At 54.6% G+C, this 23,365-nt stretch carries 22 protein-coding genes; 16 read left to right on the forward strand and 6 right to left on the reverse strand.

The window, feature by feature from the left end; all coding sequences use genetic code 11:
- Positions 1 to 7 precede the first annotated feature (7 nt).
- The gene (locus IAE36_RS02565) at positions 8 to 2,296 is read right to left on the reverse strand and encodes a TonB-dependent receptor (RefSeq protein ID WP_268932981.1); all 2,289 of its coding nucleotides are present in this window, start codon (positions 2,294 to 2,296) and stop codon (positions 8 to 10) included.
- Between IAE36_RS02565 and IAE36_RS02570 the strand changes: the two genes are divergently transcribed.
- The 3 genes from IAE36_RS02570 to IAE36_RS02580 all read left to right on the forward strand — a co-directional run bounded on the left by IAE36_RS02570 (position 2,267) and on the right by IAE36_RS02580 (position 5,858).
- Complete coding sequence (locus IAE36_RS02570) at positions 2,267 to 3,310, forward strand: LysR family transcriptional regulator (RefSeq protein WP_201198382.1); 1,044 nt, start codon at positions 2,267 to 2,269, stop codon at positions 3,308 to 3,310. The two genes, IAE36_RS02565 and IAE36_RS02570, sit on opposite strands and share 30 nt — an antisense overlap.
- A 131-nt stretch (positions 3,311 to 3,441) precedes the next feature.
- Positions 3,442 to 5,025 carry an ABC transporter permease gene (locus IAE36_RS02575; RefSeq protein WP_201162927.1) on the forward strand — a complete coding sequence of 528 codons (1,584 nt, stop codon included), beginning with the start codon at positions 3,442 to 3,444 and terminating at the stop codon, positions 5,023 to 5,025.
- Positions 5,022 to 5,858, forward strand: a complete 837-nt coding sequence (locus tag IAE36_RS02580) for an ABC transporter ATP-binding protein (protein ID WP_201210066.1) — start codon at positions 5,022 to 5,024, stop codon at positions 5,856 to 5,858. Before IAE36_RS02575 ends, IAE36_RS02580 begins: the two co-directional genes overlap by 4 nt.
- A 515-nt stretch (positions 5,859 to 6,373) precedes the next feature.
- On the opposite strand, the gene ykgO is transcribed toward IAE36_RS02580, so the two are convergent.
- Positions 6,374 to 6,514 (reverse strand): type B 50S ribosomal protein L36, encoded by a 141-nt coding sequence (gene ykgO, locus IAE36_RS02585; protein WP_117139605.1) that lies wholly within the window; start codon positions 6,512 to 6,514, stop codon positions 6,374 to 6,376.
- Positions 6,515 to 7,057: 543 nt separating this feature from the next.
- Between ykgO and IAE36_RS02590 the strand changes: the two genes are divergently transcribed.
- The 4 genes from IAE36_RS02590 to IAE36_RS02605 are packed head-to-tail and all read left to right on the forward strand — an operon-like array spanning position 7,058 to position 11,809.
- Complete coding sequence (locus tag IAE36_RS02590; RefSeq protein WP_201198378.1) at positions 7,058 to 8,593, forward strand: ABC transporter substrate-binding protein; 1,536 nt, start codon at positions 7,058 to 7,060, stop codon at positions 8,591 to 8,593.
- Complete coding sequence (locus tag IAE36_RS02595) at positions 8,590 to 9,525, forward strand: ABC transporter permease (protein WP_201198376.1); 936 nt, start codon at positions 8,590 to 8,592, stop codon at positions 9,523 to 9,525. The genes IAE36_RS02590 and IAE36_RS02595 overlap by 4 nt, the downstream gene beginning before the upstream one ends.
- Positions 9,522 to 10,343 carry an ABC transporter permease gene (locus tag IAE36_RS02600; RefSeq protein WP_201198374.1) on the forward strand — a complete coding sequence of 274 codons (822 nt, stop codon included), beginning with the start codon at positions 9,522 to 9,524 and terminating at the stop codon, positions 10,341 to 10,343. Before IAE36_RS02595 ends, IAE36_RS02600 begins: the two co-directional genes overlap by 4 nt.
- Entirely contained in the window at positions 10,340 to 11,809 is a 1,470-nt protein-coding gene (locus IAE36_RS02605) for an ABC transporter ATP-binding protein (protein WP_201198372.1), read from the forward strand. Before IAE36_RS02600 ends, IAE36_RS02605 begins: the two co-directional genes overlap by 4 nt.
- A 197-nt stretch (positions 11,810 to 12,006) precedes the next feature.
- On the opposite strand, the gene dksA is transcribed toward IAE36_RS02605, so the two are convergent.
- Genes dksA through hisI form a run of 3 tightly spaced genes read right to left on the reverse strand, consistent with a single transcriptional unit; the run spans position 12,007 to position 14,220 of the window.
- Complete coding sequence (gene dksA / locus IAE36_RS02610; RefSeq protein ID WP_117139610.1) at positions 12,007 to 12,411, reverse strand: RNA polymerase-binding protein DksA; 405 nt, start codon at positions 12,409 to 12,411, stop codon at positions 12,007 to 12,009.
- Between the two features lie 31 nt (positions 12,412 to 12,442).
- Positions 12,443 to 13,789, reverse strand: a complete 1,347-nt coding sequence (locus tag IAE36_RS02615) for a dihydroorotase (RefSeq protein WP_201198369.1) — start codon at positions 13,787 to 13,789, stop codon at positions 12,443 to 12,445.
- Entirely contained in the window at positions 13,786 to 14,220 is a 435-nt protein-coding gene (gene hisI / locus IAE36_RS02620; protein WP_442967350.1) for a phosphoribosyl-AMP cyclohydrolase, read from the reverse strand. The genes IAE36_RS02615 and hisI overlap by 4 nt, the downstream gene beginning before the upstream one ends.
- 80 nt (positions 14,221 to 14,300) lie before the next feature.
- On the opposite strand from hisI, the gene IAE36_RS02625 reads away from it, so the two are divergent.
- Positions 14,301 to 14,738, forward strand: coding sequence for a DUF4440 domain-containing protein (locus IAE36_RS02625; RefSeq protein WP_201162918.1), 438 nt, complete (start codon positions 14,301 to 14,303; stop codon positions 14,736 to 14,738).
- A gap of 69 nt (positions 14,739 to 14,807) precedes the next feature.
- Positions 14,808 to 15,815: a porphobilinogen synthase gene (gene hemB / locus IAE36_RS02630; RefSeq protein ID WP_201162917.1), complete on the forward strand. Its 1,008-nt coding sequence runs from the start codon at positions 14,808 to 14,810 to the stop codon at positions 15,813 to 15,815.
- A gap of 70 nt (positions 15,816 to 15,885) precedes the next feature.
- Here the strand turns inward: hemB and IAE36_RS02635 are convergent, their stop codons facing one another.
- The gene (locus tag IAE36_RS02635; protein WP_201162916.1) at positions 15,886 to 17,085 is read right to left on the reverse strand and encodes an N-acetylmuramoyl-L-alanine amidase; all 1,200 of its coding nucleotides are present in this window, start codon (positions 17,083 to 17,085) and stop codon (positions 15,886 to 15,888) included.
- A gap of 183 nt (positions 17,086 to 17,268) precedes the next feature.
- Here IAE36_RS02635 and IAE36_RS02640 point away from each other — a divergent pair, with 183 nt between their 5' ends.
- Genes IAE36_RS02640 through IAE36_RS02670 form a run of 7 tightly spaced genes read left to right on the forward strand, consistent with a single transcriptional unit; the run spans position 17,269 to position 23,337 of the window.
- On the forward strand, positions 17,269 to 17,673 hold the full coding sequence (locus IAE36_RS02640) for a Fur family transcriptional regulator (protein ID WP_117139616.1): 405 nt from the start codon (positions 17,269 to 17,271) through the stop codon (positions 17,671 to 17,673).
- Between the two features lie 48 nt (positions 17,674 to 17,721).
- Positions 17,722 to 18,939, forward strand: a complete 1,218-nt coding sequence (zigA, locus tag IAE36_RS02645; RefSeq protein ID WP_117139617.1) for a zinc metallochaperone GTPase ZigA — start codon at positions 17,722 to 17,724, stop codon at positions 18,937 to 18,939.
- Between the two features lie 53 nt (positions 18,940 to 18,992).
- A complete protein-coding gene (folE2, locus tag IAE36_RS02650; RefSeq protein WP_117139642.1) occupies positions 18,993 to 19,913 on the forward strand; it encodes a GTP cyclohydrolase FolE2 in 921 nt (306 codons plus the stop codon).
- Complete coding sequence (locus IAE36_RS02655; protein ID WP_201162915.1) at positions 19,903 to 21,030, forward strand: CobW family GTP-binding protein; 1,128 nt, start codon at positions 19,903 to 19,905, stop codon at positions 21,028 to 21,030. Before folE2 ends, IAE36_RS02655 begins: the two co-directional genes overlap by 11 nt.
- Positions 21,027 to 22,442 (forward strand): cysteine--tRNA ligase, encoded by a 1,416-nt coding sequence (cysS, locus tag IAE36_RS02660; RefSeq protein WP_201162914.1) that lies wholly within the window; start codon positions 21,027 to 21,029, stop codon positions 22,440 to 22,442. Before IAE36_RS02655 ends, cysS begins: the two co-directional genes overlap by 4 nt.
- Positions 22,439 to 22,693 carry a membrane protein insertion efficiency factor YidD gene (gene yidD, locus IAE36_RS02665; RefSeq protein ID WP_201162913.1) on the forward strand — a complete coding sequence of 85 codons (255 nt, stop codon included), beginning with the start codon at positions 22,439 to 22,441 and terminating at the stop codon, positions 22,691 to 22,693. The genes cysS and yidD overlap by 4 nt, the downstream gene beginning before the upstream one ends.
- Entirely contained in the window at positions 22,687 to 23,337 is a 651-nt protein-coding gene (locus IAE36_RS02670) for a 6-pyruvoyl trahydropterin synthase family protein (RefSeq protein ID WP_201210067.1), read from the forward strand. Before yidD ends, IAE36_RS02670 begins: the two co-directional genes overlap by 7 nt.
- Positions 23,338 to 23,365: the final 28 nt, after the last annotated feature.

Here is a 23,365-nt window from a genome sequence, read left to right on the forward strand (position 1 = left end):
CTACTTTTCAAAAATCGTAAGACACGGTGGCACCGACGGTGCGAGGATCACCTATCGTACCCGCGAAGATGTTGCCTGCCCCAGTCGCCACGCTGGTGTAGTAGAACTTGTCGAACACGTTTCGCACCCACAGCGAGACATCCCATTGAGCGTCCCCGTCATCAATACGAACACCTCCGGATAGGTTGGTCAGGCTATAGGACGGGATCACGCCATAATCTGAATCGTCGCCGGTACCGAAGCTTTTCGCCCTGTATGAATACGAGGCATTCAGATAGGGCCTGATACCGGAGTCGAGCGCCCACTGGTATCGAGCATTGGCGTTGAAGATCTGACGGGGGGATCCGGATACACGCTTGCCAGTCAGGTTGCAGGTAGTACCTGGCGTTTCCGGCGGGCACTGGCCGTCCTGGTAGTCCATGTAAATGGCATCGATAAACGAACCATTGGCATTAAGCGTCAAGCCTTTGATTGGCATGACGGTGGTCTCGAACTCGATGCCCCTGCTTCGCATGCTGCCTACGTTACTCAAATAGCTGGTGTTGGCCTCACGATCCCAAGCAGTCGCTTGGTAGCCAGTGATCCATGACCAGAAGAGATTGGCGTTGAAGCTCACTCGCCCACCCCAAAGCGTGCTTTTGAAGCCTAGCTCCGCATCATTGGCACGCTCAGGGCCGATTAGCAGTGAAGAGGCACCGTTGCCAGGTAGTGAAGGGTTGATGCCCCCTGATTTCTCGCCATGCGTGAGGCTGCTGTAAACCATCAGATCCGGGTTAACCTTGTAGCTTATCGATGCCATCCCAGATGGACTGCTGCCCGAGATCTTCAGATTTCCGGAGTCGTAAGCCCCTAATCGTGCATTCCTCGCAGCCAGCGCAGCACCGGTTACCGAATCGCCGGTGGGCTCATAACGTTTGACCCTCCCCGTCTTTTCTTCATAGGTACCTCGTAATCCAAGCGTCAAATCCCACTGGGGATTCAAGTGCCAAGTGCCCTGGCCAAATACGGCGTAGCTGTCCGTGGACACCTTCGAAGGCATTTTAGAACTGACATTACTCAGCGCCCCGACAGGTAGCCCAAACCAGGCATCTGCTTGAGGGCCGTAGTTGTAGAACAGATTGTTTCCGACGCTACCCTTGAAATAGTAAGCGCCTACGACGTATTCGAACGTGTCATCCTTTGGCGAGGCGAGCCTGATTTCCTGGGAGAACTGCGATGCATTGGCGGACGCTCCCATGTTCGTCCATACCGGTGCGGTGGTGAGGTCGTCGTTGTAGGGATCGAACTGCCACAACCGCCAAGCACTGATAGAAGTCAGAGAGTAGCCTCTGTCAAGCTTCCAGTTGGCTTCAGCCGAGAGAGCATTCTGATATACCTTGCTCCCGTTTCTACCGTCCGTATTGACCTTTAGCTTCTTAGGGTCGGTGATGGGGTCTTGCGCACCTACCCTGGTGTATCGTGCCCGGGTGCTCGCCAGTGGCCCAAAACTCAAAAATGAACGAGTGAGGTCGAGGTCTTCATCGTTGTACTCAGCGATCAGCCTCAAGCTGAAGTCATCGTCAGGCTCAAACAGCAATTGCCCTCGAATGCCCTGTCGGGTGCGGCCTTGGTAATCTCCGTCGTGGACGTTCTTGATGAAACCATCGGTCTCGCTGCGGCTAAGGGAAATGCGACCAGCAACAGCATCTGTGAGTGGCCCCGAGAAACTTCCTCGATACTCCTTCAATCCATACTGGCCCGTGGACACACTGAGATGGTTCTCGGGATAAAAGGTCGGGGCCTTGGTGCGGATGTTCACAACGCCCGCCGTGCTGTTTTTGCCAAACAGCGTACCTTGCGCTCCCCGCAGGACTTCCACCTGTTCGATATCCAGCAGGTCGAAGGCTGCCATGCCTGTTCGACTGAGATACACGTTATCGATGTAGACGGCTGCGCTACCTTCCAGTCCGTCGTTCCTCGGGTTGTTGCCAATACCACGAATGGACAGACTGCTCTGCGCTGCGTGCCAAAATGGCATGTTGACGCTAGGAGCAAGTTGCTGAATGTCCTGTATCGCAGACACACGATTGTCCTGAAGATGCTCGCCGGTCAGCGTCGTCATCGGCGCAGGCACGTCTTGAGCCGCCTCATCACGGCGCCGTGCGTTCACCACCACCGTGGACAGCGTGGAGTCATCTCTTGCCTCTGGCTTTGAAATCGGTAAATCGTCTGCGTACACAGAAGCACCTTGCCATGTGTAAGCCAGTGCGACCGACCAGTAAAGCAGATGACACTTAAACCGATGCTGTATATGCATATATCCCCAGGGAATAAAAAAGATGCTCGTTGTGAATATTTGTTATTTGAGGTTAAAATTCGAGCAATTCCCGCGCAAATGCGTATGGCTTATAGGGGTATGCACACGATGCATTTCGAACTGAGAAACTTGCGGCATTTCGTTGCGTTAATTAATCACCGAAGCTTTGTGCTTGCAGCCCATTCTGTTAATTTGTCACAGCCCGCGTTCAGCCGAAGCATCCAGGCTTTAGAGCATCAAGTGGGTTGTGATCTTGTTCACCGAGAAAAGAAAGGGCTTCCACCTACCCAGCAAGGCAAAGTTCTGCTGGATTACGCCAATGAGATTCTAAGAAAATCAGACGAACTGGCATTTAGGATTGCTGCCTTTAACAGCAATGCTCAATCCGTTTTGAATTTCGGTTGTGGCCCAGTAGCGGCTGCCTCAATAGTACCTAAAGCAATCGCAAAACTTTTGCAGAATCACCCACATGCCAAGGCTCGATTTGTTGTAGACAAGTGGAATGAACTGAGCTTAAAACTTAACCGCGGCGAAATAGACTTCTTCATAAGCAATACACTTTATTTTGAAGATGACAAGAACCACCAAATAGTACCTCTTGCGCCAAGAAAGTGGTGCTTATACGCTCAAGCTGAACATCCAGTATTCAAAGAAACGCCAAACAAATACAACATCTTGAAATATCCAATCGGCTGTACGCTTGGCGTTAGGGAGTTACTGTCCAGCTACCTATCGGAGCCGGACTACATACCGAGCTTACTTTGCGAGAACGGCTACTCCATTATGGATATCAGTCTAAACTCACACACCATTGGCTGCTCAGCCCTGCTCCCTATGATAGAAGATAATATTCAAAAAAGATTGCTCCGGGTTATCGAGCCCAGTGATTTCCAGGGGGCGCAGCAGGACAGAAATATCTTAAATGGAATTATTTCACTGAAGGGAACAATGACAACTCCTCTAAGGCAGACATTCATACAACTACTGCAAGATTACGATCAAGTTCCGCACTGAAGAATTATGCAAGCCGTGCATGTCAACATGCGCTGAAGGCAATTGAGCACCAGAGCATCGCGCCATACAGTGTTCGATCACCTTCTCGGCCCGACTTCCCAGTCGCCCGCCTAGTCAGACAGGCAGCAAAGATGTCTATTTCAATACCGCAAGACCAACCCATTCGAAGCAGGTTGTTCAAATTCGGGGAATGCGCGCACTCGTTGTCCCCCTTGATACTACCGCTAGCCATAGTAATACTCTGGCATCTGGCATCACATTACGATTGGTTGAACAGCCAGGTTCTACCTTCACCGTCCGTGGTTTGGAGTTCAGCACTGGATCTTGCACAACAAGACCTGGTGGCCAGCATTTTGATCAGTCTTCGTAGACTGGTTTTAGGCCTGACCTCTGGCCTCTTGGTGGGTGTACTTCTGGGTACATTGATAGGTCTGAGTGAACGAGCAGAACGCTTGTTTCTCCCCACGTTTTCAGCACTGGCCCAAGTGCCAACGCTGGCGTGGATTCCACTTTTCATGCTGTGGTTCGGCATCGAAGAGACGCTCAAAATAGTCGTCGTCATGAAGGCGGTGATTGTGCCCATGACATTCCATACCGCTATGGGAGTGCGGGACATCCCTTCACGACTCCAGGAGGCGGCAGCAGTTCTTCGCCTATCGCCGTGGGCAAGACTAAGGTACCTCATCATTCCGGCGATGGCGCCCTCCGTCCTCGCAGGATGCAAGACGGCCCTTGGTACCGCATGGTCGTCACTGCTTGCAGTAGAGCTACTAGCCTCAAGCGACGGCTTGGGCTACCTCATGGTGTGGGGCCGCCAATTGTTTATGCTGGACATTGTGCTGGTATGTATCTGCGTGGTCGCAGTGATCGGTATTGTAATGGATCGTGGAATCCGTTGGATTGATCAGCATTGCATACACTGGCCTCAACCGAGTGCGTTAGAGTTGAAACGGCGATCACTGATTGGTATTGAAAATATAGAGCCTTGGATTATTCCTGTTTTAATGCTAACAGCATGGTACGCCGTGTCGGCTGCAGGTGCAGTCAACCCTAACATCATTATCCATCCCAACAAGGTTTTTATCACCTTGTGGCATGGGCTTACCGAGGGGAATATGGCCACATCGCTTGCTCAGAGCTTGCGCTTCTCGCTAATTGGCCTAACCGTTGGTGGTAGCTTCGGAATTATCGTTGGGGTTTTATTGGGCATGAAGCAGGTAGTAGAACATGCCTGCGGCCCAACGCTCTCGGTTATCCGTCACGTCGCAATTTTCGCATGGATTCCTTTAATTACCGCGTGGTTCGGCCTAGGAAATACATCTAAAATTGCTTTCATAGCACTCGCGTGCTTCTCTCCTCTCTATGTAGCCACTCAGACTGGAATCGCGAACCTGTCTATGGATTTGAATGAGGCTGCTCGCGTTCTGCGGCTGGGTTTGTGGCATAGAATGACCAAGCTCATTCTTCCCGGTGCATTATCCAGCATATTCAGCGGACTCCGGGTATCTTTGATTTATGCATGGCTTGCCACTATCGGCGCGGAGTACTTTATTACCACGACTTCTGGAATAGGAAGTTACATGATTGCCGCACAACAGCTATTCCGAATGGACGATGTCATGGCAGCAATGATCTTAATCGGATTAACGGGCGCCGTAATTCATAAGCTAGGCATGAAAATTGAGAAGCTAGCATCGCGCTGGAGATTTAAATGAATTCATCAATCAATGCTGCGTGCGACACGGCTATTGTTTCTTTCAAAAATGTCAGAAAAAAATTCAAGACCACCCAAGGTGATCTGTTAGCGCTTGATGACTTCACGCTGGACATCGCTGAAGGTGAGTCGATTGCTCTCTTAGGATCAAGTGGCTGCGGCAAGTCTACGCTTTTGAGGATGCTCGTTGGACTGGATACAGACTACGAAGGGTCAATCTGTGTTAAAGGCCGCCCGGTTAAGGGCATCGAGCAAGAGCGAGGCATGGTTTTTCAAGAGCACCGCTTGTTTCCATGGCTAACTGTAGCCAAGAACATCGAGTTGGGACTGCTGAATGACCAACTGAGTCCACAAGAACGACAGTCGAAAATTGCTGATCATGTGAGGCTAGTTGGGCTGGATGGATTCGCAGACAGCTATCCCCACCAGCTCTCGGGGGGGATGGCTCAGCGCGTATCCATCGCACGAGGACTTGTGAGTAGTCCGCGCATCTTGCTATTGGATGAACCATTTGGTGCCCTAGACGCCAATACTCGCACGCAGATGCAGCAAGAACTTCTTAGGATCAGAGCGGAGTCTCGAATTACCACCATTCTGGTGACCCATGATATAGAGGAAGCTATCTATATCGCCGACAGGATTATTCTACTGGCCCCTCGCCCGGGAAGGATTCAGAAGGTGATAAAGGTTTGTGAAGCACACCCAAGAGAGCGCACTTCATTTGAATTTCATCGATTACAGAAGGAGCTGCTGTACACGATGACAGGCGATGAGGCGTACGCAGCCGAGACTCGTCGACTCGAAAGCCTATCGCCGAGCGCCATCGCCCTCTAGCCGCCACCAAATAACTTTCTAAGGGTGTCCTCGTAGAGATGCGACCTAAACCGTCTATGAAAAAGATGATTGCTACGTGCCCAGGGGCTCTATCGGGACGGGATACTCAATCCGTCGAGCGCGATCAGGGCGTCATCAAGAGGATGATTTCGGGCGAAGCTCCACGCTAAAACGTAGCGCAGGACATAGGTGCAACACCACTGCAAGAATCTCTGGACTAGCGGGTGGGGTTGGTCGAGCTAACTTTGGTGGCCAGGGCCTGACGACCTTTGCCGTGCGGGGTTTACGACCGGAGATTTCTACTGCAACGGCTTTCCGATACTCGCGGCTAACCTGCTCTCTGAGCTTTGTCGGTTAAGCGCATCACCACTAAAACAGATCACATCAGAAACTGATCACCCGCCGCCCAGCTGATGGAGCCTCAGCACACTGCAGTTGACCGACAACCGCGCTCGAAGCTAACAGCGAGCGCAGTTGTCAGCCTACAAAAACGAGGCTCGACATTTTTCAAGAATTTATTTTTTCTTGACACCACCTTGCCTAGCCTTAAACCGCGGGTTGGATTTGCAGATCACGTAAATCCTGCCTCGACGCTTCACGATCTGGCAGTCACGATGGCGATTCTTGGCCTGTTTGAGCGATGAAAGAACTTGCATGGCGCCACTCCTGTTATGTGATAACATTATGTTAACGCGAATCATTCTCGACTACAAGCCTCACCCTCATCCCCCCCTCATCGGTTCTGATTACTGCAGGCCAAGCCACTTGTCATGCAACGATGACTCAGTTCCCGAAACAGCCGACTGCTCACGCATGTACACGTATTGCCCGGCGCAGACGCTCATGGAACACGCCTGCACAGCTGCCTAGCGACCCCTAGGAGGTTCTCGATGAGAGCCCCAGATCTTGGGTTTCCTTCAGCGTCATCATAATGCGTACCCCAAGCGACAGGCGGTGATCAGCTGCTGCCTTGGGATGAAAAATGCGAACCGCCCCAATTACGACACGCATGGCTTGAGCGGGAACGTAACAAGATATTTCAATAATGGACGTTATATCATCACATTGCCTACCATGCGCGACTTCCGCACTGGATGATTTTTTTCACCGAAACTGACAAGGACGAACAACTCTGAAGCGCTCGGCCTAGACAGGTCGCTTCAACGTTGCCGTCGGGTGTCGAGCAAAAGGAATGTAATGTGGTACTCAAGCCCAAGCTAAAGCTACTCGCGGCAGCAGTTGCCGTCTGCGCGACCTTCGCCTACGCAAACGTCAACGCTGATGACAAAGTCTTTGACGTCGTTGCTCCCTTCGAGATCGTGGGCCTGGATCCGTCCGTATCCGGATTCATTTTTCAGCGAATGCAGATCACTGAAACCCTGCTAGAAGCCGACCCGATAGGACAGCCCCAACCCGCGCTTGCTGAGACGTGGAGTGTCACGGATGACGGAAAAGTGTGGCACCTGGCAATCCGACCCGGTGTGAAATTTCATGATGGAAGCGAATTAACCCCAGTTGTAGCGGCTCATTCACTCAATGTCGCTCGGAACAAGGCGGGCATTCTGAGCAAAGCCAAGATTGAATCGATTACAGCCGAAGGCAACGAAGTTGTCATTCGACTGAAGGAGCCCTTCGCCCCTCTGCCCGCGCTGTTGGCTCACTCGTCCACCAGCATCTTGGCCGCGGCTGCGTATGATTCGAAGGATGTTGTTCAAAAGGTCATTGCCACCGGCCCCTACAAGACAACCCTGGTAGAGCCTCCTCAACGTCTTGCAACGCAAAGATTCGAAGAATACTGGGGCACTAAACCAAGCATCGAGAAAACCACCTACTTGGGCGCAGGGCGCGGAGAAACTCGAACCCTGATGGCCGAGAGCGGCGGCGCTGAGCTTGTGTTTCAGCTCGACCCTCCCAGCATTGCTCGACTCTCACGCTCCAAGGATGTCCATGTACTGAAAGAGCCAGTTCCGCGCGTTGTCATGCTGGCAGTGAATTCAGGCGCAGGGCCGACAGCCTCTGTAGATACCCGTAAAGCATTGAGCCTGGCAATCCAACGGGAAGGTATCGCTGCCGCCGTATTACGTGCACCAGGTACCGGCGCAACACAAATGTTTGCCGATAACGTAAGTGCCTGGCACGACGCTAACCTTCCACCCTTGAAGTACGACCCAGAAGCGGCACGCAAGCTGTTGGGCAATGAAGGTTGGGTTGCTGGCTCAGACGGGATCTTGATGAAAGACGGGGTGCGTTTCCGTATGAAGCTGCTCACCTTCGGTGACCGCCCTGAGTTGGCACTGATCGCCACAGCCTTACAAGCGCAATTGCGAGAGATTGGCGTCGAGGTTCAAGTGGCAGTGGAAAATGTCAGCGCTATACCCGTGGCATACAATGATGGTTCCCTTCAAATGGCGCTATTCTCCCGCGCTTACGCACTCGTGCCCGATCCCCTCGTAACTATTTTCGGCGACTTTGGAAACGGCGGTGCTGAGTGGGGGCCACTGGGGTGGAAAAACCCTGCTTTTGACTCCGCGATGAACGCGCTGTTGTCCGGAAAAAAGCCAGAAGACCAACAAGCTCTGCGTAATCAGATGCTTGCTCAATTCCAGAACGAGCTCCCCCTGATTCCTGTGGCCTGGTACCGCCAGACAATCGCAGTGTCGAATCAGGTGGAAGGGGCAGCAATCGATCCATTCGAGCGCACGTTCGGGCTAACAAAAATGCGGTGGGCACAATGATCCGGCTTCTAGGCTTTCGACTGCTTCAGGCGGTCATGGTGGCTGTCGTCGTCGGCGCTCTTACGTTTATGTTGATGACGCTCCTCCCTGGTGACGCAGCGTACCGAATTGCCGCAGGCCGTTATGGTTATGACATGGTGAACGGCGCTGCTGCTGAAGCGGTACGCGCAGAGCTCAGCCTCGACCAACCAGTAATCTGGCGCTTTCTCGCCTGGATTAAAGACCTGCTTAGCTTTGACCTCGGCACATCCCTGGTGTCTGGTACTCCTGTCACTGACGTTGTACTTCATGAGCTAGGGAGCTCAGTGCGCCTGGCTATTGGAGCGGTGATTCTCTCCTTCCTCATCGGCCCACCACTCGGAATCTTCGCAGGGCTGCGCCCGGGCGGAGTGCTTGACCGAGGGCTACTCATCCTGAGCACAGCAACTCGCGCTATACCGCATTTTGTGATGGGCGTGATTCTAGTATTTGTATTCTCCGTCTCACTCGCAATCCTGCCATCCGCGGGGCACGGCACCTGGGCGCACACCATACTACCTTCGCTTACCCTCGCGCTGGGACTCGCAGCTGTCTCATCTCGTGTGGCGCGAGACGCTACGGTAAAGATTGCCTCCTCCCCATTCTATGCGTTTGGCCGACTGAAAGGGCTCGGCGCGCTGAAGGTCTTCACACGCCACGGCTTACGCAACATTGGCGTACCAGTAGTTACCTACCTGGGCGTTCAACTGGTGTATCTGATTGAAGGCGTGGTCGTCGTAGAAACGCTCTTCGCCTGGCCTGGAATTGGCCATGGCTTGGTGCATGCCATCGTCCAACGCGATCTGCCGATGGTGCAAGGCGCAGCGCTAGCAATGGGTCTCATGTTTGTGGTGCTGAACACGTGTGTCGACCTGGCCAACCATCTGATTGACCCGCGCCGGAGTGACGCATGAATATTGAACTCGAAATCGCAAACGCGGCACCAAAGCCTCGCCACCTACCTCGGCTGGTCGGGTTCGCAATCCTCCTTGCTCTGATTGCCTTTGCCGTCCTCGTTCCTATTCTGTGGGACGTGGACATTGCCAAGCAGGATTACAACGCCATTCTGTCGGGCTCAATAAGCGCGCACCCCCTGGGCACAGATCATTTAGGTCGAGATATGCTCGCACGCTTGGCTTCTGCAGTACGCTTGTCATTGGGGCTAGCGCTGGTGAGCGTAATTACAGCAGCCGTGCCTGGCGTACTTCTGGGCATCCTTGCAGCCTGGAAAGGTGGATTTACCGACAAGACACTTGGCCTTGTTACAGAGTTGGTTCTGGCGCTGCCCGGCCTGCTGTTGGTTCTGCTAATCGTGGCAATCTTCCCAGGTTCCTTTGTCGCCTTGTACGGGGCGATCGCACTGGTGCTTTGGATAGAATACTTCCGCATGACACGCGCCCTGTCCCGCAACGTACTGGCATCGCCAGCCGTCGCTGCCACACGCCTGCTCGGCTTTGGGCCCATGTACGTCATCCGCCGCCACCTTTGGCCAGAGCTAGGGCCCGCGATCCTAACCATTGCGTCGTTCGGAGCCGCCTCGGCGATCATGGCAATCGCAGCCCTGGGTTTTGTCAGCGTAGGCGTTCAACCCCCGACAGCTGAGTTGGGACTGATGATCACAGAATTGCTCCCCTACTTTGCAGAAGCACCTTCAGTAATCGCAATGCCGATCATGGTTGTCTTCCTGATTGTTCTTTCACTCATACTGATCGCTGGAGGGCGCAAACCATGAAGCCGCTGCTGAAAACTGAAGATTTGGAGATCCGAACAGTTGACACTCGCCTGGTTGATCCACTTTCCATAGAACTGTTCCCGGGTCAGGTGCTAAGCATCATTGGCGAAACCGGCTCAGGGAAAAGCCTATTCGCTCAAGGTGTTGTTGGAAATTTACCGCCGGGACTGCACGCCCAAGGCCGGATTGAGTTCGCGGACGGCGTCAGTGAGGATGGGCGAAGCAATAGGCGCCAAACACTCTGGGGGCGTGAAATTGCCGTTCTCCCTCAAGAGCCCTGGCTGAGCCTTGACCCAACCATGCGCGCACTTCCTCAGGTTTCCGAGACCTATCAGCATGTAGTAGGGAAGAACGCGTCTGAGTCTCGCGAGCTCGCGCAAAGAGACTTGGTTCGACTGGGGCTAGAGCATGCTTCCACGAAGTACCCATTTCAGCTTTCAGGCGGTATGGCGCAACGCTTAGCGTTCGCGGCGACACACGCTGGCGGCGCAAAATTGATGGTGGCAGATGAACCCACCAAAGGTTTGGATCGCGACCGGATTGACGAGGTGATCAGCCTCCTGAAAGCTGGCTTGGCCGAGGGTGGTGCGCTGCTGATCATTACTCATGACATGGAGGTTGCCCGCCGCCTGGGCGGCGACATCATGATCATGCTCAAGGGGAAGATCATCGAAGCTGGTAGCGCCGAACAGGTGCTCAACAATCCTACGCACGCCTACACCCGACAGTTATTGGATGCTGACCCGCTGAATTGGAAGATTCATAAACCCGCGCTGCCTGCAGTCGAGCCAGTGGTGCAAGTTAAAAACTTGGCTGTTGATCGCGGCGGGCGCACACTTTTCCAGGGCCTTTCCTTCGATGTTCACCCAGGTGAAATCGTTGGAGTAACCGGCCCCTCAGGGTGCGGCAAGTCGACCCTCGGAGATGTGATTCTGGGGCTGATGGATGCAAGCGAAGGCAACATCGTTAAGCGCGCCGGCACCTCCCGAGTTGCGTTCCAAAAGCTCTTCCAGGATCCAGTCGCCGCCTTCCCGCCGACAGTGACATTAGCCCAAAATCTGGCAGATCTGGTACACCTGCATGGACTTGATGCCAATCGCATTGGCCCCCTGCTGAAACGACTTCGATTGGAACAGTCACTGCTGAATCGGCTGCCGGGAAATGTTTCTGGCGGTGAGCTTCAGCGTTTCTCATTGCTACGTGTACTCTTGATTGACCCAGTGCTCATTTTCGCGGATGAACCAAGCTCCCGGCTTGACCTCATTACCCAAAAGGAAATGCTGGAACTGCTAGTCGAATCCGCAAAAGAAAGTCATACCGCTGTGCTCTTGGTTAGCCATGACGAAGCCCTGATTGATGCAGTTTCTGATCAACGTATTCGGCTTGGCAGCTCAGAGTATCCAGTGTCTGTACATGAAATGGCTAAGACGCCTGCGCAATCAGTTCGTTCAGCAGCCGAGGCTTAAAGTAGCTGTGGCTGGCGTACGACGCACAATTTAACGGGAGTGAGCTCATTCAGCGCCCTACTCGGTAGGGCGCCTGAGCTCTAGCTAGCTGAAGTATCTGATCCGTAATCGACTGGCCGCAGAGATCAGGCTTTGCGCTACCATTAACCTTCTGATTACCTTCCACATTTTAGTGATTAACCGGCTGTATGCAGGGGTCAGTCTTCCCGCATGTGCCGCTCCTTCCTTTCCTGCCGCTCCTTCGCTTCAATGCTCAATGTCGCAGTTGGCCGCAGTAGCAAACGCCGCAATCCAATGGGCTCTCCAGTCTCTTCGCACCATCCGTACTCCCCTCGCGAGATCCGCTCCAAGGCTTCGTCTATCTTGTCCAGAAGCTTCTTCTCCCGCTCAAGAAGGCGTAATTGCCAATGGCGCTGCTCCTCGACGGTGCCCAAATCAGAAGGGTCGCTGCTAGGCTCGAACTCTCGCATGAGCTGGAACTCGCCAGATATTCGCTCCTGCAACTCCGTACGCTGTGACAGCAGCAGGTCTCGGAAGAATCCCTGTTGCGCGGCATCCATGTAATCGTCAACTGGCAGAGAAAGCAGCTCTTGTTCCGTCATGTCGGTCACTCTCGCTCGATATTTTGGGTAGTCAGGAGCGTTGCGCGCTGAATGCCAAAGGCAGCCCTTGGCAACTCTCATTCACGCATCCGTCATGCCATGCCAGTTGGCCAGAAACTACGGTCGTCGTTACTCGGTGCCGCAGCTGGTGATTTTTGAACGGTGTCCACTGACAATGGGCAAGGATCGGGTCAAGGGCAACCGGTCGTGGCTCATCTAGACGCTCAACGAGAGCGAGATCCGCCCAGTACCCCTCACGCAGATATCCGCGCTCCTGGATCGCGAACAAGTCTGCAACCGCATGACTAGTCTTCTGCACGAGCTGGGTAATCGGCAGTACACCTTCTTCCACCAGCTCAAACAGGCCAGGAAACGCATGCTGAACCAGGGGCAACCCAGATGGAGCCGATGCATAAGCCCTCTGCTTCTCCTCCAGCGTATGAGGGGCATGGTCAGTACCGATTACATCGATTCGATCACATAGCAGCGCCTGCCGCAGAGCATCACGATCCTCTCGGCTCTTAATGGCAGGATTGCACTTGATCAGATTGCCAAGGCTTGCGTAATCGTGGTCATCGAACAACAAATGGTGCGCGCAAACCTCGGCAGTAATCTTCTTGCCTGCCAGCGGGCCTGGCTCGAATAATTTCAACTCCTTAGCCGTGGTCAAGTGCAGGACATGTAGGCGCGTGCCAAAATTATTGGCAAGCTCTACTGCCAAGCTGGAAGATCGGAAACAGGCTTCCGCATCCCGTATTACGGGGTGCATCGCCGGCGGGATGAAATCACCAAACTGCTCTCGGTAACGAGCCTCGTTGGCCAAAATTGAAGGTGTATGCTCACAGTGCGCGAGCAAGATAGTAGGCACATTGGCAAACAGCCGCTCGAGCACACGTGGATCGTCAACGAGCATGTCTCCCGTCGACGCGCCCATGAATACCTTCACACCTGCGACCTGCCGCGGGTCAAGACTGGCGACCACGTCCAGATTGTCCTTGCTGACGCCAAAGTGAAAGCCGAAGTTTGCGACGGACGAAGCGGCGGCTCGGGCTTTCTTATCTTGAAGCGCGGCGAGGGACAAAGTGGCCGGGTTTGTATTGGGCATGTCCATGAAGCTGGTAATACCACCAGCAACAGCGGCTCGGGACTCACTCGCCATGGTTGCCTTGTGCGCAGCGCCGGGCTCACGAAAGTGCACCTGGTCGTCGATCATTCCTGGCACAAGCCAGCGCCCGTGAGCATCAATTTCGACGGAGGCATTAATACCATCGATGCTGCCTGCAATTTTCTCAATTCGGCCATATGCAATGAGAACGTCGGCATCAAACACCTCTCCCTCATTCACCAGGCGAGCGTTTCTGATGAGGATACGAGTCATGATTTGACCACTCCAGGGCTACTCTCCACCACGACCTGGTCGCCCTCGATGACGTTGTAGAAACAGCTACGCCGCCCGGTGTGGCATGCAGCACCCACCTGATCGACGAGGAGCAGCAGCGCATCGCCATCACAGTCCAAACGAATCTCCTTAACGTGCTGCACATTCCCTGAGGTCTCGCCTTTGCGCCAGAGACCATTACGGGAGCGTGACCAATAACAGGCCTGGTGGGTATTCAAAGTTTCCTGGAGAGCCTCCTCGTTCATCCAGGCGAGCATCAGCACCTCTCCGCTGTCGTGCTGCAGGGCGATCGCCGCTATGAGCCCTTGTGGGCTCCATGGCACCTGACTGAGTACGTCGCTGAGGGCAAAACGGCTTCCCGCCTCCGCCCGCTCGAGCTTGAGGAACATGATCTGTGACCCATAATTCATTAGTTATGTTATAACATATCACGTTTTTTCGATATTCTGAGTACCTCCCTCACAATTTTAAACCCTAAAGGTAAGCATTCATGACCGAAGCCCCTGCCGCGCTCCTCACCACCGAACCTTACGCCGATACTGAATTGGCGTGCCTCGCCGGAGCGAAAGCCGCTCTCTATCGTTGGGCTGCAACCGTTGCCACTCGAGATGTCGACAAGGTTCTTGAGCTCTACGCCCCTGATGCCATCTTGGTACCAACCTTGTCCAACCAAGTGCGCGATTGCAACGATAGCCGCCGCAATTACTTCGAGAATTTCTTGGCGAACGACGGTTTGGTCTGTGACATCCAGGTCTTCAAAAAACGCGTAAGCAGAAAGCTTGGCACCGTCGTAGTCGGGGGACTCTACACCTTCGTCTACCGTGACGGTGGCGAGCAAAGGATTGTACCCGCACGATTCCTCTTCACCTTCGAACGCATCAATGAAGAGTGGCTGATCACCGGTCACCACTCGTCAATCGAAGCCTGATAGAGCCCAGGTTCGCCACTCAGAACGGTCGAACCTGCTCCCCCCGGTTACCCAAAAATTGCGAAGTCTATGAATCATATTTCAAGCCTAGGAAACTTCCCTGCAGTTCGTCTTCGCCGCAACCGCGCTGACGACTGGACTCGCAGGCTGGTAGCCGAAAATACACTGTCTGCGAACGACCTGATCTGGCCAATTTTTATCAAAGAGGGCTCCGGAAAAAACGATCCCGTTGCCTCCATGCCAGGCCAAGTACGCGTCACGCTCGACGAACTCATAGAGCATGCGGGGAAGGCAGTAGATCTCGGCATTCCAGCCATCGCACTTTTTCCCGCAACCTCGCCCGATCGCAAAGATAGCGAAGGCAGTGAAGCTACAAACCCAGAGAATCTGGTATGCCGAGCCGCCCGATTGCTGAAGTTGACCTACCCTACGCTTGGCCTTATCGGCGACGTGGCTCTAGACCCCTATACCGATCATGGTCATGACGGGGTACTGCGTAATGGCTTAGTGGCTAACGATGAAAGCCTTGAGGTGTTGGCACGCCAGGCGGTGGTTCAAGCACAGGCAGGAATCGATACGCTTGCTCCGTCAGATATGATGGACGGGCGCATTGGCGTATTGAGAGCCGCCTTGGATTCTGCCGGCCTCACAGACGTGCGACTGATGTCCTATGCAGCCAAGTACGCATCCGGCTTTTACGGCCCATTTAGAGATGCACTTGGCTCATCCGGCGCACTGAAGGGCGACAAGCGTACATACCAGATGGATCCCGCCAACAGCGACGAGGCGCTACGCGAAGTTGCACTGGATCTCCAGGAAGGCGCAGACATGGTCATGGTCAAGCCTGGCATGCCCTACCTGGATATTATCCAGCGAGTGAAAGCCACATTCGCTGTGCCGACGTTTGCGTACCAGGTAAGCGGCGAGTACTCGATGATCAAAGGAGCCATCGATAACGGCTGGCTTGATCCGGGCAAGGTCGTGCTGGAGTCACTCATGGCATTCAAACGAGCTGGCTGCAGCGGTGTGCTGACCTATTTCGCCATTGAGGCCGCCGAGCGCTTGAAGCGCGGCTGAGGCCCACGGAGAGCAGCCCAAACGAGCGCCGTCAGAGTTGGCAGCGCTCAACAACGGCTCTCTCTCCGCTTTAGGCCATTCCCATACGAGCCATCGCTGCGATGAGGCTGCCTGGCGGCGGCTGCTGACGGAAGTATCCATCCACTCCAGCAAATATCGCGTCAGCCACTTTGCGCTGATGCCGCACGTCATGCAGTCTTCGACAATCACCCGCATTGGAAATGAAGCCGGTCTCGACCAGAATCGATGGAATAGCTGCAGACTTAAGCACTGCAAAACCTGCCTGCTCAACCTTCGACTGATGTAAGCCCGACACATCTCCCAGCCGCGACAACACCTGATGACCAAGATCCAAGCTGGTTGAGATAGTCGCATTCATTGACATATCGAGCAGAACGCCAGCGACCATCGGGTCGTTTTTTCGAAGCTTCACTGCCAGACCACCCCCAACGGAGTCGGCGCCATTTTCTCGCTCAGCCATCCATCGAGCCATGGAGGAGGTAGCACCACCCTGCGAAAGCGCAAAGACTGATGCACCTGATGCGGTCAATCTAGGCGCGGCATCCGCATGCACAGACACGAAAAGATCGGCATTCAATCGCTGCGCCAGCTCAGCTCGTTTACGCAACGGGATGAAGATATCGTCGGTGCGCACCAGCCGAGCTTTATAACCCTTTTGTGCATTGACTCGCTTAGCCAGCAATGTCGCGATTTGCAAGGCAACAATCTTCTCTTGTTCACCCTTGGCGCCCACCGCGCCCGGATCCTTCCCTCCATGCCCAGCATCGATCACTACCAGCAAATCGCGATTGGACTTACCCTTCGGCGGCTCTAGTGCAGCCTGGGTCGCACCAGCTGCCGCGGCAACCCTGAACGAGGGATCAACCAACTCCAGCTCCAATCTGTGGCTTCCAGCCGAGACAGGTCGTAGCTCTCCACGAACTCCGGAATTAGCCAGATCCAGAACAATCCTCAGATCGCCTGCGGGCGTCTTCCCGCTCCGAATTGCTCGAACAGGAGTACCGTCAAGCGCTAGGTTACTCAATGGCGCGTTTAGTACGGCCTGTTGAAGATCAAGCACTAGGCGCGGCGGAGATTCTAAGCTGAAGCTGTTGGCGATCACCGGGCCGCTCAGATCGAGCAAAAACCGAGTAGCACCTCCTGACTGACTAACACTCACCCGCCTCACCGCCTGAGCTGCATGCACAGTCAGCGAAGCCGGCAGCGCCAACCCAGCCAAGAGAAATTTGAGCAAGCTGCGTCTGTCCATACACCCTTCCATTTCTTCATTTTTCTTATCCAACCACGCGGGAACTCGGCATTTCTCAGCCTCTGTCCGCCCAGAACGCGCGCATGCTCGCGACATTTTTTGTGGCGTGGAGCATTATGTTACGTTATAACGTAAGCATTATGGATGACATGACTCAAGTTTCACGTTCGACGCGGGGCCTGCATGCGACTCACCACTAATCAGCAATTGGTTCTGGCCACCCTTCAGCAATCAAGTACGCCACTTAGTGCGTACAAGATCCTTGAGAGCTTGAAGGATGAAGGCTTCAAAGCGCCCATACAGATCTACCGGGCGCTTGGAAATCTTGCCAAAAGAGGCCTTGTTCATCGCCTGGAGTCTCTGAACGCGTACGTGAAATGTGACCCGTCCTCTACCTGCGACAACGGCGTAAGGGCGTTCGCGATCTGCGACTCATGTGGTCGGGTCGATGAGTTTCTCGTGCCTTCGCTTGACAGGTATTTGGGTACCTGGGTGAAGAAAAACGTGTTTGCACTGGGCAGCTCAACCATAGAGCTGCACGGGAAATGTGCCGACTGCTGCAAGCTTGAACACACCTCTAAAGGCTAGCGACTACGAGTAGTACGCTTACACCATATCTTACCGTGAGGGCTCCTGATGACAGTCCCAACCTCTAACTCGAGTGAAGCCCATAAGCTTCCCGTAACCGTATTGTCCGGATTCTTAGGAGCAGGAAAAACCACGCTACTCAATCACATCCTGAACAATCGCGAAGGCCGACGTGTCGCCGTAATCGTCAATGACATGAGTGACGTGAATATAGATGCTGCCCTCGTGCGTGACGGAGGCGCAGAGCTCTCACGCACGGATGAAAAACTGGTTGAAATGAGCAACGGCTGCATCTGTTGCACCCTACGGGAAGACCTACTGCTTGAGGTGGATCGCCTTGCCAAGGAGGGGCGATTCGATCAGTTGGTCATTGAGTCCACCGGCATTTCTGAGCCACTGCCAGTGGCGGAGACCTTCACCTTTGAGGGCGAAGATGGGCGCAGCCTCGGCGAGGTAGCTCGCCTCGATACCATGGTCACCGTCGTGGATTCCTTCAACTTCCTCAGAGACTACAGCTCACGCGATAGCTTGCAGGCGCGAGGCGAATCGCTGGGAGAGGAAGATGTTCGCACGGTAGTCGATCTGCTGATTGAGCAGATCGAGTTCTGCGACGTGATCGTCCTCAATAAAATTGATCTGGTCAGTGAGGATGAGCGGCGACAATTGATCGCCATCCTCAACAGCCTGAATCCCCGAGCGAAGATCGAGATCTCCGAGTTCGGCAAAGTCCCACTGGATCGTGTGCTGAATACAGGCTTGTTCGATTTCGACGAGGCCTCGCGAGCCCCCGGCTGGCTGCAGGAAATGCGTGGTACTCATACGCCAGAGACGGAAGAGTATGGGATCCGCAGTTTCGTATACCGCGCCCGACGCCCCTTCCATCCCGAGCGTTTCCATGAGCTGGTTGAAAGTGAATGGCCAGGCGTCGTGCGCTCCAAAGGCTACTTCTGGCTCGCCAGCGAGCCAGCTATGGCCGGTAACTGGTCGCAAGCAGGCGCAGTGGCCAGACATGGCCCAGCGGGCTATTGGTGGGCAGCCATCCCGCAAGACCGTTGGCCGACGGATCCCGAGTCCGTCGAGGACATTCGCGCTAAATGGGAAAAGGACGTGGGCGACGCACGACAAGAGCTCGTACTCATCGGCATGGACATGAATGAGCCAGCGCTGCGAGCCAGCTTTGATGCATGCCTCCTCACAGATGATGAGATGGCTCTAGGCCCGAAGGGCTGGATGAAGCTTAAAAACCCGCTTCCTGGCTGGAATTAAATTGTAAGAGCCCTCCCGTGATTGGGAGGGCCAGTAACCTGCGGATAAAGAACATGAGTGCAGCACTTCCCGACGTTTCCGTCACCGACATTGCTCCGACACTTGGCCCCCTGGAGTGGGTTGGTATGCAAGGAATCGACCTCCCAGTCACGATTGACGAGCCAGGCTATCATCGCGAGCTTCACGCCAGAGCAGACGTGCAAGTCGACTTGCCTGCGCCCCAGGTGAAAGGCATCCATATGTCTCGCCTCTATCGATTGCTGGACAGCTGGGGACAAGAGGCGCACATCTCGCCGGAGCATGTGCATACATTGCTGAGCAGCATGATCGACAGCCACCACGACTGTGATAGCCGAAGTGCACGGCTTCGGCTCGATTTTGATCTTCTCATCCGCCGCCCAGCGCTCGTGACGGAAGGTTTATCGGGGTGGAAGTCATACCGTGTTCAAATGAACGCATCGCTGGTGGGAGATAAATTTGCGCTGAGCGTTGAGTGCACTGTTGGCTACTCGTCTACATGCCCTTGCTCCGCGGCGCTGTCTCGCCAGCTGATTGAGGCGAGTTTCCTCAACTCATTCTCAAACCAGCCACTCGTTGACCCGGCAACCGTCGCGAAATGGTTGCGAGCGAACGCGTCAGTTGCAACGCCGCACAGCCAGCGCAGCGAGGCACGCGTATGCGTTTCGGTTGAACGCACTTCCACCAGCCTAGGGTTGCTATCTTTGATTGAAGCTGTTGAGAATTCTCTAGGTACTCCAGTCCAAACCGCAGTCAAACGGGCTGATGAGCAAGCATTCGCAGCACTTAATGGCCAGAACCTGATGTTCGTCGAGGATGCCGCTCGCCGGATTCGCGCAGCACTCACCGAACACCAGAATCCTAAAGTTCATGTGCGGCACCTGGAGAGCCTGCATCCTCATGATGCAGCTGCCTGGTCTTCACCTTTTGACCAGGGTTCGCACCATGAGCAGTGAAGCACGCAGCTCGCTGATCCCCGTCACACTGCTGACTGGCTTCCTCGGCAGCGGCAAAACGACATTGTTAAACCAGTTGGTGAGACAGCCGGAATTTGCCAACACGCTGATCATCATCAATGAATTTGGGGCGATGGCACTCGACCATCTTCTCGTCACCCACAGTAACGAGAACATCGTCATGGAATTGGGCAGCGGCTGCGTCTGCTGCACAATTCGTGGAGACCTCGTCCAGACATTGCGGGACATCACGTGGCGTTTCTCTCGGGAGGGGAACCGCCAGTTTGACCGCGTATTGATTGAAACCACCGGCCTAGCAGATCCTGCCCCGATCATTCACACCCTGATGACGCATGCACAGATCGCCCCCAAATATCGACTGGATGGTGTGGTAGCGACAGTAGACCTAGCCAGCGGCATGGCTACGCTTGATCACCATCAGGAGGCGATCAAACAAGCTGCTATGGCAGATGTACTGCTGTTGACCAAAGGTGACCTGGTGAGCCCCGAGCATAGGGCAGAGCTTCTCCAGCGCCTGTCAGACATCAACCCTGCAGCACCTCGCTGGGAAATCAAGAACGGCCATCTGGAGGCAAGCAAGATTCTGGGCCTTGGCCTCTTCACTCACGAGGGTAAGTCACCCGATGTTGAAGGCTGGTTAAACGAGCATGCATACGAGGCCACCTCTACCCCTAAATTCCAGATCACGCCTCAACCTGAAAAGAGTACGAGTCAAGGGTTGTTCTCTGCAGGCTTGCGAGCACCGCAACAGGACGTAAACCGTCATGGCGACCGGATTCGTGCGTTCTGCTTCACCATCGACAGCCCAATCAGTGAGCTTGCTCTGGAGTGCTGGCTAGAGGTGTTGATGACGTTACTGGGAAGCAACATTCTCCGGGTTAAGGGCATCCTCAACATTGAAGGGCGCGACACGCCGATCGCCCTGCACGGTGTTCAGCACATCTTCCATCCGTCCGCTCCACTACCCGCCTGGCCGACTGACGACCGGCGTTCCCGTTTGGTTTTCATCACTCAAGACGTCACACGAGAAATGATCGAGGCGACCTTCAGGGCCTTCAAAAACAAGGCGGGACATATCGAAGGCATCAGCGTATGACGTCGTCCATCAAACTTCACAACACGCTCACTCGAGAGAAAGAGGCACTGCGCACTGAGCGGCCTGATCGGGTGACCATGTATGTCTGCGGCCCTACCGTCTACAACTACGCCCACATCGGGAATGCTAGACCAGCCGTTGTCTTCGACATCCTTGCCAGAGTTCTGCGCCATGAATTTAAGGAAGTCGTTTACGCGCGAAACTTCACGGACGTGGACGACAAGATCAACGCGGCAGCAATTGCGTCAGGCTCTCCAATCGGGGACATCACCCGCCGCTTCATCGATGCCTACCATGAAGACATGGCAGCCCTTGGGATCGCCTCGCCCGATCTGGAACCACGCGTTACGGATCACATCCCAGAGATCATCGCGCTGATCAAACGATTGGTCGACCGGGGCCACGCCTACGTCGAACAAGAGCATGTGCTGTTCCACGTCCCTTCCTACCCTGCCTACGGTCAACTGTCAGGACGCCTGCCCCAGGACATGATGGCTGGAGCGCGAGTTGAAGTTGCCCCCTATAAGCGCAGCCCGCTGGACTTCGTTCTATGGAAACCTTCGACTCCTAAAATGCCCGGCTGGAGCAGCCCTTGGGGACGAGGTCGGCCAGGATGGCATGTTGAGTGCTCTGCGATGATTGGGCGACACCTGGGGCACACCATCGACATTCATGGCGGAGGCCAAGACCTTATTTTCCCTCACCACGAAAATGAGATCGCTCAGGGTACTTGCGCCAATGGCACTCTCTACTGCCGCACGTGGGTACACAATAGCTTCGTTACCGTGGATGCGCAGAAGATGTCCAAATCACTCGGCAACGTTTTGCTAGTCCGAGACCTTCTCGCTCAGGCACCTGGTGAAGCTATTCGATTCGCGCTGCTCTGTACCCACTACCGACGCCCAATGGACTGGAACACACAGCGCTTGCACGCTGCCGTACAGACGCTATTCCGATTTTACTCATCGCTGTCGAAAGTCAGCTCTTTGGCTGTCCCTGTCGACGTGGCACCGGATGAACTGGTGCTGGAATCACTTAAGAATGACCTAGGGGTGACCGAAGCACTTGCTCGGCTGCATGTGCTCAGATCGGAGCTCGATCAGGCGGTGACAGATGAAATGCGAATGCTTGCTAAAGCAAGGCTGATCAAGTCCGCCGGACTGCTCGGCCTCCTGCAGCAAGAGCCACATGTCGCGCTGGCTGCGCTTAGGCCTCCAGTACAGCCTGTTGAGCAACCGCTCAGTCATCGACAGCATCTTGAGTCATTGCTGGAAGCAAGAAACCAAGCACGTATTGCGCGCGACTTCTCCAGAGCCGACGCTCTGCGTGACGAGTTGCTAGAAGCTGGCTTTAGCATCGAAGACAGTCCAGAAGGCTCCACGCTGCGCCCGACAGCAAGGAGCGTGATATGAGGCGGTGGCCGAACTCTATTCTGATTGCGTTGGTACGCGGCTACCAACTGTTCATCAGCCCCGTCATAGGCAATCGATGCAGATTTCACCCTTCTTGCTCGCAGTACTCAATCGAAGCACTGCGGACTCATGGCGCCCTGATGGGCAGCTGGTTGACGCTGCGCCGGCTCTTGCGTTGCCACCCACTGCATCCCGGTGGATTTGACCCCGTACCGTCGAAAGGCAACAAGGATAAAGGTGGCCCATGCTGATTCGGAAACTGTTCAAATTCGAAAACGCCCACATAGTTCGAGGCTGTAGCACCCGTCGTTGCTCTCACTCGATTCATGGGCACTCGTACAAAGTCGAGCTGCTCTTGCGCGCCGACGCCCTTGATCACGGCCAGATGGTGTATGACTTCGGGCTACTCAAAGGTGACGTTCGGGACTTGATCGACGCTTTCGATCACGCCGTCGCGATCTGGTCGCAGGATGATCCTGATTACATTGCCTCAATTCGGAGGCATTCAGAGCGCTGGGTACTCATCCCCGTGTCACCGAGTGCTGAGCAGTTCTCCAGATTAATCTTCCGCCTGGTGGAAGCCGCCTTGGAAAACACCCAAATGAAGAACGGTGAATCCGGTGTTCAGCTCCACTCTGTAATCGTGCACGAAACCGAAACGGGGTATGCGCAGTGCTTCCGCGAGGATGTTGTGAACCCCCGTATGGGCTTGATTGACCTCGACCTCATTGAGTTCTCTCCCGCGATTACTGCCCAGTGGGCTGATCCCAAGCTGTACGAACGGCTGAAGCCGAAGCCCACCATGATCCAGACCGAGCTGGAAGGTTTGTGTAGCCGATGCCCTGCGCGAGTAGCTGTGCTCGCAGCTAGAACTTGCAGTCCACCCAATTTATGACCAGGGCGTCCGCTAGCGGACGGCCCAC

Source organism: Pseudomonas sp. S36 (genome assembly GCF_016647875.1).
GTDB lineage: Bacteria > Pseudomonadota > Gammaproteobacteria > Pseudomonadales > Pseudomonadaceae > Aquipseudomonas > Aquipseudomonas parafulva.

Bases quoted from the DNA above. Each gene is read 5' to 3' on its own strand.
- IAE36_RS02670 (WP_201210067.1), top strand. From the start codon at position 22,687: ATGCTGATTCGGAAACTGTTCAAATTCGAAAACGCCCACATAGTTCGA.
- IAE36_RS02655 (WP_201162915.1), top strand. From the start codon at position 19,903: ATGAGCAGTGAAGCACGCAGCTCGCTGATCCCCGTCACACTGCTGACT.
- IAE36_RS02605 (WP_201198372.1), top strand. From the start codon at position 10,340: ATGAAGCCGCTGCTGAAAACTGAAGATTTGGAGATCCGAACAGTTGAC.
- IAE36_RS02570 (WP_201198382.1), top strand. From the start codon at position 2,267: ATGACACTTAAACCGATGCTGTATATGCATATATCCCCAGGGAATAAA.
- IAE36_RS02600 (WP_201198374.1), top strand. From the start codon at position 9,522: ATGAATATTGAACTCGAAATCGCAAACGCGGCACCAAAGCCTCGCCAC.
- dksA (WP_117139610.1), bottom strand. From the start codon at position 12,411: ATGACGGAACAAGAGCTGCTTTCTCTGCCAGTTGACGATTACATGGAT.
- hemB (WP_201162917.1), top strand. From the start codon at position 14,808: ATGAATCATATTTCAAGCCTAGGAAACTTCCCTGCAGTTCGTCTTCGC.
- zigA (WP_117139617.1), top strand. From the start codon at position 17,722: ATGACAGTCCCAACCTCTAACTCGAGTGAAGCCCATAAGCTTCCCGTA.
- IAE36_RS02575 (WP_201162927.1), top strand. From the start codon at position 3,442: ATGTCTATTTCAATACCGCAAGACCAACCCATTCGAAGCAGGTTGTTC.
- yidD (WP_201162913.1), top strand. From the start codon at position 22,439: ATGAGGCGGTGGCCGAACTCTATTCTGATTGCGTTGGTACGCGGCTAC.
- IAE36_RS02580 (WP_201210066.1), top strand. From the start codon at position 5,022: ATGAATTCATCAATCAATGCTGCGTGCGACACGGCTATTGTTTCTTTC.
- IAE36_RS02625 (WP_201162918.1), top strand. From the start codon at position 14,301: ATGACCGAAGCCCCTGCCGCGCTCCTCACCACCGAACCTTACGCCGAT.
- ykgO (WP_117139605.1), bottom strand. From the start codon at position 6,514: ATGCAAGTTCTTTCATCGCTCAAACAGGCCAAGAATCGCCATCGTGAC.
- IAE36_RS02640 (WP_117139616.1), top strand. From the start codon at position 17,269: ATGCGACTCACCACTAATCAGCAATTGGTTCTGGCCACCCTTCAGCAA.
- cysS (WP_201162914.1), top strand. From the start codon at position 21,027: ATGACGTCGTCCATCAAACTTCACAACACGCTCACTCGAGAGAAAGAG.
- IAE36_RS02615 (WP_201198369.1), bottom strand. From the start codon at position 13,789: ATGACTCGTATCCTCATCAGAAACGCTCGCCTGGTGAATGAGGGAGAG.
- hisI (WP_442967350.1), bottom strand. From the start codon at position 14,220: ATGAATTATGGGTCACAGATCATGTTCCTCAAGCTCGAGCGGGCGGAG.
- IAE36_RS02565 (WP_268932981.1), bottom strand. From the start codon at position 2,296: ATGCATATACAGCATCGGTTTAAGTGTCATCTGCTTTACTGGTCGGTC.
- folE2 (WP_117139642.1), top strand. From the start codon at position 18,993: ATGAGTGCAGCACTTCCCGACGTTTCCGTCACCGACATTGCTCCGACA.
- IAE36_RS02635 (WP_201162916.1), bottom strand. From the start codon at position 17,085: ATGGACAGACGCAGCTTGCTCAAATTTCTCTTGGCTGGGTTGGCGCTG.
- IAE36_RS02595 (WP_201198376.1), top strand. From the start codon at position 8,590: ATGATCCGGCTTCTAGGCTTTCGACTGCTTCAGGCGGTCATGGTGGCT.